We start from the raw sequence: 11,642 nt of genomic DNA, 5'->3' as shown, positions 1-11,642 counted from the left end.
AATGCCCTCACGCCGGCTTCTGCCCGGAGGGCCAATTGTGCGTTTCTTCGGTCGCGTCGCGGCACCAGCGATAGAACGCGTCGTAAAGCAGGAAGCCCGCTTCGAGTTGTTCCAGATCGTCACGGAACATGCGGGACAGACCCAGCGAAGCGGCAAGGAAGCCGGCCGCTTGCGGAGCCAGGTCAAGCCTCGCCGTATCCGCCGCGCGCACGATCGTTGCCAAACGTTCGAGCGGATCGGATGCGAGGCCAAATTCCTCGATCATGGTGTCGAACGTGCAACGCTCGCCGCGATGGCTCCAGAACACGCCGTCAATATCGAAGGGCACTGCCGCAAAACGCTCCGCCACCTTCTGAACTTCGGAAGCGGCGACGAAAAGGAACACGGCACGCGGATCGACAAACCGGCGGATGAGCCAGGGGCAGGCGATGCGATCAACCTTCGGCCGTGCTCGTGTCACCCAAACGGTTCGACCCTCGCGGTCGCGCGGCGGCAGCTTTTCGGTTCTCACCAGCACCCCGCCCGAAGCCCGCCATGCCTCAAAGCCGCCTTCCAGGGTCTCGGCCTTCACACCTGAGTGGCGAAGCCAGGCGGCAACCCCCTGGCTGATCTTTCCTCCGGTCTGGCAGACGACGACGACATTTCCGTCGCCAAGACCGGCCGCCCAGGCGGCAACATCTTGGAAGTCACGGTGCTGTGCAGCCGGCAGCAAACGCGGATCGGCGTCGAAATCCTCGGTCACGCGCACGTCGATGATGGTCGGCGCGTTCGGCAGGCCGATGAGGCGGGTAAGTTGGGGTGTCGTGATTTCAGTGTTTGACGGCATGGGCGTCCATCCCTCTCTTTGGGGAGATTGGACGCGATCTTTGGGCTGTCGCCTCACGGGGCAATCGCGAATAGCCCCTTACATCCTGTCTAGTCGGAAGCGAAAAGTCCCGCAAGACCTGCGACACCTTTTGCGACAAACTCAAGTGACGTAACGAGCTTTAGGAATTGCACGACAAGGCGGCTCGGCCGAGCCTACCCGCAACAGGCCGGCGTTCCCGCCTGCTGCGCACGATGCCTGGGCTTGCAGATCGCCGGGCGTGGGCTGAGCCGCACAATCGCCCGGTCGCTCTCGATCTCGACGCCGGCCACGTCATAGACCTGCATCGGATCACCGGGCCGGCTCACTTCCCAAGTTAGCCGCGCGTCCGCGTCGAGCTGGACCCTGCCGCCGACCTTGCCCAAGATCGACCGCAACTTGGCGACGGTCATGGGCGTGCCGCTCTCGGTCGGGGGAATATCCTCTACCTGCAAGACCGTCTCCCGCCACGCATCGGGATTGCCCCCGCAATCGAGCGTGACGAAGGAACCGGCCTTGACCTCGGTGATGTGATAGCCAGCCTGCACCTGTTGTCCGTCGCCATAGGCGAGGACAAGCGCCTTGTCGGCATGGGCCTCCAATACGTCGAGGATCGCCCCGAGCGAGGCGTCATCGGGAAATTCCGTGATTAAAGGGCTGGCGTGAACATTCATGTCCGTGTATCCATATTTCAACTACTCTTGAAATGTTGAGGCATCCATGAACGAAAAGCAAGCCCTCTCCGCCTTCGGGGCGCTCTCCCAGGAAACCCGCCTGCGCATCGTGCGCCTGCTGGTCACGGCCGGCCCCGAAGGGATGCCGGCCGGCGCGATCGGGGAAGCGATGGACAGCGCATCGTCGTCGCGCATGTCCTTCCACCTGAGTCACCTTGAACAAGCCGGCCTCGTCGAGTCGCGCCGGGACGGGCGCTCCATCATCTACAGCGCCGCCTACCCGGCGCTGTCCGGCCTGCTCGAATTTCTCATGCGCGACTGCTGCCAGGGTCATCCCGAAGTTTGCACCCCGGCTGTCGCCGCGCTCGCCTCCTGTTGTGTTCCCACAAAGGACAACGCCCATGCCTGACACCACCACGCCCGAACGCATCTTCAATGTCCTGTTCCTCTGCACCGGGAACTCGGCTCGCTCGATCCTCGCCGAAAGCATCCTGAACAAGGACGGCGTGGGCCGCTTTCGCGCCTGGTCCGCCGGAAGCCAGCCCAAGGGTGAAGTGAACCCGCTCGCCGTCACGACGCTGGCGAACTTCGACTATCCCACCGATGGCCTGCGATCGAAGGCATGGGACGAGTTTGCCGGGCCTGACGCCCCTGTCATGGATTTCGTATTCACCGTCTGCGACAACGCTGCCGGTGAAGCCTGTCCGGTCTGGCCGGGCCAGCCGATGACGGCGCATTGGGGGATCGAGGACCCCGCCGCCGTCAAGGGCACGGAGATCGAGCGCCAAACCGCATTCGTGACCGCGTTCCGCTATTTGAGGAACCGGACCGCGATCTTTGCCGCGCTTCCCTTCGCCAGCCTCGACAGGTCCTCCCTTCGCACCAGGTTGATCGAAATCGGCCAGAGTGACGGCGCGACGTCGCCCCGCGACAGCGCGGCGTGAGGCGGCAATGGACGTCATAATCTACCACAACCCCGATTGCGGCACCTCGCGCAACACGCTCGGCCTGATCCGCAATTCCGGCGTCGAGCCGCATGTCATCGAATATCTCAAGACGCCGCCGTCCCGCACGCTGCTCGTCCGGCTCATCGCGCGCATGGGCATTTCCGTGCGCGAGCTGATCCGTGAGAAGGGCACGCCCTACGGCGAGCTTGGCCTGAACGATCCGAGCTTGAGCGATGCAGAGTTGCTCGATGCGATGATGGAGCATCCAATCCTCATCAATCGTCCGATCGTCGTCAGCCCCAAGGGCGTTCGGCTCTGCCGCCCGTCGGAAGCCGTGCTCGATCTGCTGCCCCAGCAACGCGGGGAGTTCCTGAAAGAAGACGGCGAGCGCGTCGTCGACGAACACGGGCGGCGCGTCGCTTCCGCCTGAATTCGACCTCCGCAAGCCTCTTGATTGGAGAATACGAATGGCTTCCCTCAAGCCAGCGTCCCGCCTTGGTTTCCTAGACCGTTATCTGACAGTGTGGATTTTCGCCGCGATGGCGTTCGGCGTCGTGCTTGGCACGATATTCACCGGCTTGCCGGACGCTCTCAACGCCATGTCGATCGGCACGACCAACATACCGATCGCCATCGGCCTAATCCTGATGATGTATCCGCCGCTCGCCAAGGTCCGCTATGAGGAACTGCACCGCGTCTTTTCCGACAAGCGGGTGCTGATCCTCTCGCTGGTGCAAAACTGGATTATCGGCCCGACGCTGATGTTCGCCCTGGCCGTGATCTTCCTGCGCGACCACCCGGAATACATGACCGGACTGATCCTGATAGGGCTCGCCCGCTGCATCGCCATGGTGCTGGTGTGGAACCAGCTCGCGCGCGGCGACAATCAATATGTCGCAGGTCTGGTCGCCTTCAACTCGATCTTCCAGATTCTGTTCTTCTCGACCTATGCTTGGTTCTTCCTCAGCGTCTTGCCGCCTCTCTTCGGGCTGGAAGGCAGCGTGATCGACGTGGGCTTCTGGACCATCACCGAGGCGGTGCTGATCTATCTCGGCATCCCATTTCTCGCCGGGTTCCTGACGCGACGCATCCTTGTCGCCCGCAAGGGTGAGGACTGGTATGAGCGCGAATTTCTGCCGCGCATCAGCCCGATAACGCTGGCCGCGTTGCTGTTCACCATCGTCGCCATGTTCAGCCTCAAGGGCGGAGACGTGGTGGCGCTGCCTCTCGATGCCCTACGCATAGCGATCCCGCTGGCACTCTATTTCATCATCCAGTTCATCATCAGCTTTGCGATGGGCCGGCTGATCGAGGCAGACTATCCGCGCACCACGGCCATTGCCTTCACGGCGGCGGGCAACAATTTCGAGTTGGCCATCGCGGTCGCCATCGCGGCTTTCGGCCTTGCGTCGCCGGTGGCTTTCGCCGCCGTCATCGGTCCGCTCGTGGAAGTGCCCGCGCTGATCCTGCTCGTCCATGTCGCGCTCAGGCTCGGCGCGAGGTGGTTTCCAGAAAAAGAAGCGCCGGTTGCAATGCCGGCGGAGGTCAAGCCGTGACGGTTTCCGACCTTCCCAATGTGGTGCACGCCGCGCTCGACAACCCATCTATCGAGCGCCTGCGAACGACGCCTTCCGCTCATGCGCCGCGCATTTTGCTGCTTTACGGCTCGTTGCGGGAACGCTCCTATAGCAAATTGCTCACGCTTGAGGCCGAACGCCTGCTCAACCATTTCGGTGCGGAAACCCGCGTGTTCGACCCGCACGGGCTACCACTGCCCGATGGTGCGTCTGTCGATCATCCGAAGGTGCAAGAGCTTCGGGAACTGTCGCAATGGTCCGAGGGCCAGGTCTGGACGAGCCCCGAACGCCATGGTGCCATGAGCGCAATCCTCAAGGCGCAGATCGACTGGATACCGCTCGCGGTCGGTGCGGTTCGTCCGACTCAAGGCCGCACCCTGGCCGTGATGCAGGTTTCGGGCGGTTCGCAGAGCTTCAATGCCGTCAACCAACTCCGTGTGCTCGGCCGGTGGATGCGGATGCTCACTATCCCCAACCAGTCCTCGGTCGCCAAGGCATATCAGGAGTTCGACGAAGCGGGCCGGATGAAGCCCTCATCCTATTATGACCGGGTGGTCGACGTGATGGAGGAACTGGTGAAGTTCACGCTCCTCACCCGCGATGTCGCTCCCTATCTCACCGACCGCTACAGCGAGCGCAAAGAAACGGCCGAAAAGCTGGAAGAGCGCATGGCTCTCAAGAGCGTCAGGGGATGACGAACCTGCCTGCTCAAACGGATTCGTCGTCGGGCGCAAGAAGGTGGCCGATCATCTCAGTGCTCGGCATTGTGCAGATATTCGCATGGGGCAGTTCGTATTACCTGCTGGCCGTCCTCGCCGCCCCCATCGCTACTGATACGGGTTGGCCGCTTTCGTGGATCGTCGGCGCGCTCTCTATCGGCCTGCTCGCGGCCGGCATCGTTTCTCCGCGCGTGGGTGACGCCATCGGCCAGTATGGCGGGCGGCCAGTCCTGGCTGTAGCTTGCCTGTTGCTCGCTGGCGGTCTCGTCACCCTTGCGGTTTCGCCGTCCCTATGGGTGTTCGTCCTCGGATGGATCGTGCTCGGTGTCGGCATGGGAGCCGGCCTCTATGACGCGGCCTTTGCGACGCTCGGCGGTTACTATGGCCGTTCCGCCCGATCCGCCATCACTACCCTGACCTTGTGGGGCGGCTTCGCAAGCACGGTCTGCTGGCCGCTCTCGGCCGTGTTTCTGGAGCATTTGGGATGGCGCGGGGCCTGCATGGCCTATGCTGCCATCCATCTCGCGGTCTGCCTGCCGCTCGTGCTGCTGGTCCTTCCGAGCAACGGCAGGCCCAAGCCAATCGGTGGCAAAAGCCAGACTCCCCCGATCGCGCTGCGCGACCATGAGCGCCGGGCCTATCTGACCATGATGGCGATCGTGGTGCTGGCCGGATTGGGCGTCACCATCATATCGGTGCATTTGCTGACCCTCTTGCAGCAACGCGGGCTGTCGCTGGCTGAAGCCGTAGCACTCGGCGCGCTGATCGGCCCGGCCCAGGTCGCCGGCCGGATTGGCGAAATGGCGAGCGGGGGGAGGCATCACCCCTTCTGGACGCTCGCGGCCGCTTCCCTCCTGAGCGCGGCGGGGATGGTGATGCTCGCGGCTGGTTTCCCCATCATCGGCCTGTCGCTCATCCTCTACGGGGCCGGCAATGGCATCTTCTCGATCGCCAAGGGCGCACTCCCGCTCGCCCTGTTCGGTCCCTCCCGCTATGCGCCGATCATGGGGCGGCTCGCCCGGCCCAGTCTCCTCGCCCAAGCTATCGGCCCGACCGTGGGCACGATCCTGCTTTCGGTCGCGGGAACCGATCAAACCCTTATGGCGCTGGCCGTTCTCGCCGTCGCCAATCTCGCGCTCGTCGCGCTGCTATGGGGACCGGTGAAAGGAAATTCAATTGCGCAGGAATGAAGGCTATCTCATGCTTGCCGTCGCAGAACTCTCGACAAGTCCTGTAAAGGGCTGCTTTCAGGCAGACACTTCAAAGCCATGAACGGCAGAGATGAGGTCGTGAGCTGTCTATTTGAGGCCAGTAAGAGGCCCCTCGTGCCGTCATTGCCGAGGCGCACCTTCGGCTTCGTCGGCCGCCGTTCGATTGTCAATGTCGTCGGGGATCTCATTCAGGAAGCTTTCGCCCGCCTGCACGCGGCGGGCGAGCGTGTCGATGAAGCCCTCGTAGCGCTGGCGTGCCTTTGCCTGCGCGCTGGCGTGCGCATCGGGATCGAGAGGCGGCGTCACGGCAAGCCAGAAGCGAACGAACAGGGCCATTGTCTCAACGGTCACGCCAACATTGCGCTCGAGCCGCATGAGCTGGCGCGACAAGCGGTCGAGGCGACGGGTGAAGGCGGCCTCGCGCCGGTCGGCGCCGTCCGGCGAGAAATAGGAGGCGACTGCGGCCTCGACCACGGCCGTTTGCGCAATGCGATTGCGAGCGGCGGCATCAACGATCTGGTTGTGAAGCTCGGCATCGAAATAGCAGTTCATGCGGCGGCGCATTGGTGTTCCCTCACAAGTCCATTCCGTCACCGGGGTTCATCGATACCTGACGGGCGACGCTACGCATCTGGCGCCGTAGCGCCTGGTTCTGGGACTGCCGCAGTCGGTCCTCGGCATTGTCCTCGACCAGCGCGAACTCACGTTCGGGGGTCGGCTCGGTGGTGTCATGAACGATCTCGACATGTTGCGGCAGCTCAGGCTCCCGGCGCACACCGGCGTTGGCGCCGTCCTGCTCGGCCTTGTCGACTTCGGCGAGGAGCGAGGCATCCGGCCGTCGGGGCCCAAGCGCCGACCAGCCATCGGCATGGGAGACGCGCTGCTCGGTCGTCGGGTCGGGCGGCTGAAGCACGCGTTCTGTGAAGCGGGCGTCCTCGAAGTAGCGCGCCTTCTTTGCCCGGATCGGCGGCGAGCCGGCGATCATCACGATCTCATCGTCTGGCGGCAACTGCATCACCTCGCCGGGGGTGAGAAGCTGCCGAGCGGTCTCCGAGCGCGATACCATCAGGTGTCCCAGCCACGGAGCCAGGCGGTGGCCAGCGTAGTTCTGCATGGCCTTCAGCTCGGTCGCGGTCCCAAGAGCGTCGCTGATGCGCTTGGCCGTCCTCTCGTCGTTGGTGGCAAAGCTCACCCGGACATGGCAGTTGTCGAGGATGGAGTTGTTCTGCCCATACGCCTTCTCGATCTGGTTGAGGCTTTGAGCGATGAGGAAGCTCTTGATCCCGTAGCCCGCCATAAAGGCCAGAGCGCTTTCGAAAAAATCCAGCCGCCCCAAAGCTGGAAACTCATCGAGCATCATCAGCACGCGATGCCGTTGATCCCTGGCGTTCAGATCCTCGGTGAGCCTGCGGCCGATCTGGTTGAGCACGAGCCTGATGAGCGGCTTTGTCCGCGAGATGTCCGACGGCGGCACAACGAGGTAGAGGCTGGCCGGACGCTCGCCAGAGACAAGGTCGGCGATGCGCCAGTCGCAGCGGCGCGTGACGTGGGCGACGACGGGATCGCGATACAGGCCAAGAAAGCTCATCGCCGTCGAGAGCACGCCTGAGCGTTCGTTGTCCGATTTGTTGAGCAGCTCACGTGCAGCCGACGCGACAACGGGATGCGGACCCTTCTCGCCGAGGTGCGGCGTGGCCATCATCGCTTTCAATGTCGTTTCGATGCGCCGGCGTGGATCGGAAAGGAATGAAGCGACGCCGGCCAGGGTTTTGTCGCCCTCGGCGTAGAGGACGTGGAGGATCGCGCCGACAAGCAACGAGTGCGACGTCTTTTCCCAGTGGTTGCGTTTCTCCAGCGAACCTTCCGGATCGACGAGCACGTCGGCGACGTTCTGCACGTCCCTGACTTCCCACTCGCCCTTGCGCACTTCGAGCAGCGGATTGTAGGCGGCAGAGTGCGCGTTGGTCGGATCGAACAGGAGCGCGCGGCCGTGCTTTGCGCGGAAGCCGGCAGTGAGCTGCCAGTTTTCGCCTTTGATGTCGTGGACGACGCAACTGCCGGGCCATGTCAGCAGCGTGGGGACGACGAGGCCAACGCCCTTGCCGCTCCGTGTCGGGGCAAAGCACAGCACATGCTCCGGCCCGTCGTGTCTGAGATAGTCCCGCTCGAACCTTCCGAGCACGATGCCATCCGGACCGAGCAGGCCCGCCGCCGCGATGTCCCTCTTTTCGGCCCACCGTGCCGAGCCGTAGGTGTCGAGTCCGGTCGCCTCACGAGCCCGGATCACCGACATCGTGATGGCGACGGCGATCGACAGGATGCCGCCCGAGGCCGCGATGATGCCGCCCTCCCAGAAAATGCGCGGTGCGTAAGCCTCGAACGAGAACCACCACCACATCAGTGACGGCGGCAAATAGACCGGCCACCCGAACAACTCGAACCAGGGCTGACCGAGTTGAGGCTGGAATCCGAGACGCCAGGCCACCCACTGCGTGCCGCCCCACACGGAGGTCAGCACGATCAGGGAGACGATGATGATCTGGCCCCAGAGGATTTTGGTCTGCGTCATGGCGAAGTTCCTTTCGTCAGATGCCGAGATCGCGCTTGCGGCCCAGGCTCCAGTCGATGCCGCCGCCTGCCTTCGCGACGCCTGCGATGTGCTGGCCAAGCTTCTTCTCGATCTCGCGGGACCAGGGCACGAGCTGGAAACCAAGCCCGTCGTCGATCATCGCGAAGCGCCCGGAGGAGAGGGTGAGCTGACGGCGATAGACGCCCGCGACATGCTCGCCGGCCTCGGCCTGCTGGGGCGGCAGGCCGGTCTCGGCCGAGAGCTGGTCGCCGACCGCATCCAGTTCCCGTCGGCGCAGCGTCGCCAGGAGATTGCGTTGCAGGATGATGCGGTGGTTCTCACGACGGGCGAGGCCCTCGTCGGCGAGATGGCCGGCCCGCGCGTTCATCGCATCGCGCACTTCACGGCCGAACCCGCCCATTGCGAGCGGCATGGGTTCGCGCTCGACAAGGCGATGGTCAAGCCAGGTGGCTCCGGGCGCTGTGACCTGCTTTTGCAGGTCGAGGTCGGAGCGATTGGCGAGCACCAGGGTCGGCCGCTCATCGTTTGGGGAACCGAACCGGCGCACCTCGACGATGCCGCCGATCCCCGGCGCGTGCTCGAAGGCGTCGACGCCCCGGAAGCGGACGTGATGCGCGCGCCCGTCCGTGCCGTCGATCACGGCATAGGCTTCGCCGGTCAGCTCGTTGTGCAAGCCCTTGTCGACCAGCCGACCAATGATGGGTGGGCCGGCCTTGCCGGCGTCGATCGCGAAATCGGCGACGCCCCGGTCTCGCCCCTGCTCGTAAAAGGCGCGGTGCATGGTCTTGATGATGTCACCGCGCATCGAAAGGTCGCGCAGGGTGCGTTCGGCCTCCAGTCCCACCATCCACTCGCCAGGACCGGCCGATGTGGCGAGGTCCATCTTCTCGAGATGCTGGAGTCGGCCGACCATCAGGCGTCGGATTTCGGGATCGCCGGCTCGGGGGTTGTCGGGCCGCAGGTCAATATAGCCGACGTCGTTGGCGGCGATGCGGATCTCGACATCGATCCGCGTCCACCGTTCGGCCGTGACTTCCTTTTCCAGAGCCGAGCGGATTTCTTGCTCCGGCTTCGGTCCCAGCTCGATCCCGGCCAGTTCCTCGGCGCGTGAGCGCAGGCCGTGGCTGATGTAGTCGCGGGAGATGACGAGATCGGCGCCGGTCTGGTCAACGCCCCTGACAAGGAGATGGACGTGCGGGTTGTCCGTGTTCCAGTGATCGACGGCGACCCAGTCGAGGTGGGTGCCGAGATCGGCTTCCATCTGCTTGACGAGATCGCGGGTGAAACCCTTGAGGTCGGTCATCTCGGCCGCGTCCTCGGGTGAAACGATGAAGCGGAAGTGGTGCCGGTCATCCTGGCAACGCTCGGCGAAGCCGCGATCGTCAGCCACGTCGGACACGGCGTCGAACATGATGCCGTTCTCGCCGTCACGGCTCACGCCGTCGCGCTTGAGATAGTTGAGATGCGCGGAGAGCGGTGCGGCGCGGTAGGCCCGGCCGCCATGGCGCGCGATACGGGCCTTGACCACGACGCGGCGATTGGAGCCGAAGAGGCGCGTGCGACTGAAGCTGTTCCTGCCGCGCCCGAAGGTCGAGCGACCACGATTGGACGAACCTTTGCCCGGTGCTTTGTAGGTTGATGTGTGGCCGACCTTCTGCGCGGCGCGTAGCACCTGATTGACGAAGCTCTTCTGGCGCGGCGCGCGGGTCGAGCGGATGCGTCCCGGACGGACGTTGAAATCGCGGTCGCCGTCGCTCATGCCGGCCTCCCTCGGAGGTCCGCAAACGGGCTTGGGGTCGCGCAAGCCGTTGAAATCGCGAAGAAACCACTTGGCCGTGGCACACGGCCCGACCGGCTGGCACGCCAAAAGACATGCGATGGCAATGGCTTACGGCAAAATGGCGTGCCGCTTTTATCTCGCCCTCCGACTGTCGTAGGTCGAAGATCGGCCCTCCCTTCCGTCATTCCTGCCCGGCCATGCGCCAGCGCGCGCGAGGTTGCGAAGCCGGTCATGGCCGGTCTCCGCCGCCTGCACGGGGGACGAAGATGGTCTCGCCGGTCGCCGGATCGGCCGCCTCCGACGGCGAGTGAGGCGCTGTCGGAACGGCGTCGAAGCCCGTAACGAACAGCGGTGCCTCTCGCCAATCGGCCGGAACGGGAGGACGGGAAATCGCGCCTTCGGGCAGCGGTTCGCCGCCGAGAACAGGGGCGAGCGCGGCGACGTAAGCGCGCGTCTCGGCCGGCAGGGGGCGGCCCGTGGAGAGGTATTCGTCGTAGCGGCCGGGCCCGGCATTGTAGGCGGCGAGCATCGCACCGACATCGCCGTAAAGGTCCCACATCTCGCGCAGATATGCGGCGCCGGCCATGATGTTGTCGCGCACTGCGAACGGGTCGTTGCCAAACCGATACCGGACACGCAACTCGGCCCAGGTATCGGGCATGACCTGCATCAATCCCCGCGCACCAGCAGAGGAAACGGCGCGCGGATCGCCAGCGCTTTCGGCGTCGAGGACGGCCGCGATCCACATCGCGGGCATGCCGAAACGGTGTGCGGCCTCGGCGATATACACGGCGTAGGGACCGACGATCTCGGGGCGTTCGGCCGGCACGGCTTGCGCCATCGTGGTGGCCGACGGCGCGATGGCGAGGACGAAGCCGGAAAGGAGAAGGGAGGCGATGCGGCGACGAACGCCGCACCGCCGACCCGCCTGCCGGATGCAGAGAACGGGCATAGGTCAGTCCTGCCTGGGTTGCTTTTTCGGGGGGAACCAGCGCACCGACCAGGTTTGGCCTTGCTCGTCGGTCTGGAACATATGCCCCCGGATGGGTGGCCCGAACATCGGATCTTCGAGCAGGATGTTGAACCCGGTTCCGGCCTGCTCGCCCGCGCGCTTCCATGCCGCGCCGAAGGGACCGTGCTTGCTGGCCAGCCAGATGCGGTAGTCTGGATAGTCCGTGTCGCTGTCCGGATTCGGGTTCTCGACTGGCAGCATGAGGAGTTCCCGGTCGAGTGTCAGGGTCTTGAGGCTGCCGGAAAAGCCCTCCTCGTTGCGGACGAATTTTGCGATGATCGCCATGAG

Annotated in this window: 13 protein-coding genes; 6 read left to right on the top strand and 7 right to left on the bottom strand. The window is 64.3% G+C overall.

What is annotated here, in order from left to right:
* Nucleotides 1-7: 7 nt before the first annotated feature.
* Complete coding sequence (locus ACQ6S1_RS08900) at nt 8-826, bottom strand: chromate resistance protein ChrB domain-containing protein (protein WP_445040820.1); 819 nt, start codon at nt 824-826, stop codon at nt 8-10.
* A gap of 194 nt (nt 827-1,020) precedes the next feature.
* Nucleotides 1,021-1,518 carry a DUF6428 family protein gene (locus ACQ6S1_RS08895; protein ID WP_445040819.1) on the bottom strand — a complete coding sequence of 166 codons (498 nt, stop codon included), beginning with the start codon at nt 1,516-1,518 and terminating at the stop codon, nt 1,021-1,023.
* 46 nt (nt 1,519-1,564) lie between these two features.
* On the opposite strand from ACQ6S1_RS08895, the gene ACQ6S1_RS08890 reads away from it, so the two are divergent.
* The 6 genes from ACQ6S1_RS08890 to ACQ6S1_RS08865 are packed head-to-tail and all read left to right on the top strand — an operon-like array spanning nt 1,565 to nt 5,951.
* Nucleotides 1,565-1,927 (top strand): ArsR/SmtB family transcription factor, encoded by a 363-nt coding sequence (locus ACQ6S1_RS08890; RefSeq protein WP_445040818.1) that lies wholly within the window; start codon nt 1,565-1,567, stop codon nt 1,925-1,927.
* A complete protein-coding gene (locus ACQ6S1_RS08885) occupies nt 1,920-2,462 on the top strand; it encodes an arsenate reductase ArsC (protein ID WP_445040817.1) in 543 nt (180 codons plus the stop codon). The genes ACQ6S1_RS08890 and ACQ6S1_RS08885 overlap by 8 nt, the downstream gene beginning before the upstream one ends.
* A 7-nt stretch (nt 2,463-2,469) precedes the next feature.
* Complete coding sequence (gene arsC / locus ACQ6S1_RS08880) at nt 2,470-2,895, top strand: arsenate reductase (glutaredoxin) (RefSeq protein ID WP_445040816.1); 426 nt, start codon at nt 2,470-2,472, stop codon at nt 2,893-2,895.
* Nucleotides 2,896-2,932: 37 nt separating this feature from the next.
* The gene (gene arsB, locus ACQ6S1_RS08875) at nt 2,933-4,021 is read left to right on the top strand and encodes an ACR3 family arsenite efflux transporter (protein WP_445040815.1); all 1,089 of its coding nucleotides are present in this window, start codon (nt 2,933-2,935) and stop codon (nt 4,019-4,021) included.
* Nucleotides 4,018-4,737: an arsenical resistance protein ArsH gene (arsH, locus tag ACQ6S1_RS08870; protein WP_445040814.1), complete on the top strand. Its 720-nt coding sequence runs from the start codon at nt 4,018-4,020 to the stop codon at nt 4,735-4,737. The genes arsB and arsH overlap by 4 nt, the downstream gene beginning before the upstream one ends.
* Nucleotides 4,734-5,951: an MFS transporter gene (locus ACQ6S1_RS08865; protein WP_445040813.1), complete on the top strand. Its 1,218-nt coding sequence runs from the start codon at nt 4,734-4,736 to the stop codon at nt 5,949-5,951. The genes arsH and ACQ6S1_RS08865 overlap by 4 nt, the downstream gene beginning before the upstream one ends.
* A gap of 141 nt (nt 5,952-6,092) precedes the next feature.
* Here ACQ6S1_RS08865 and ACQ6S1_RS08860 read toward each other — a convergent pair whose 3' ends face one another.
* The 5 genes from ACQ6S1_RS08860 to ACQ6S1_RS08840 form a co-directional block, all read right to left on the bottom strand.
* Nucleotides 6,093-6,536 carry a CopG family transcriptional regulator gene (locus ACQ6S1_RS08860; RefSeq protein WP_445040812.1) on the bottom strand — a complete coding sequence of 148 codons (444 nt, stop codon included), beginning with the start codon at nt 6,534-6,536 and terminating at the stop codon, nt 6,093-6,095.
* A gap of 10 nt (nt 6,537-6,546) precedes the next feature.
* A complete protein-coding gene (locus ACQ6S1_RS08855) occupies nt 6,547-8,541 on the bottom strand; it encodes a conjugal transfer protein TraG (RefSeq protein WP_445040811.1) in 1,995 nt (664 codons plus the stop codon).
* Nucleotides 8,542-8,557: 16 nt separating this feature from the next.
* Nucleotides 8,558-10,321, bottom strand: coding sequence for a relaxase/mobilization nuclease domain-containing protein (locus ACQ6S1_RS08850; protein ID WP_445040810.1), 1,764 nt, complete (start codon nt 10,319-10,321; stop codon nt 8,558-8,560).
* 250 nt (nt 10,322-10,571) lie between these two features.
* Nucleotides 10,572-11,294 (bottom strand): lytic transglycosylase domain-containing protein, encoded by a 723-nt coding sequence (locus ACQ6S1_RS08845; RefSeq protein ID WP_445040809.1) that lies wholly within the window; start codon nt 11,292-11,294, stop codon nt 10,572-10,574.
* 3 nt (nt 11,295-11,297) lie between these two features.
* Entirely contained in the window at nt 11,298-11,639 is a 342-nt protein-coding gene (locus tag ACQ6S1_RS08840) for a DUF736 domain-containing protein (RefSeq protein WP_445040808.1), read from the bottom strand.
* Nucleotides 11,640-11,642: the final 3 nt, after the last annotated feature.

The sequence above is a fragment of the Terrihabitans aquatilis genome (assembly GCF_052542005.1).
This window is presented reverse-complemented; position numbering and strand designations above follow the sequence as displayed.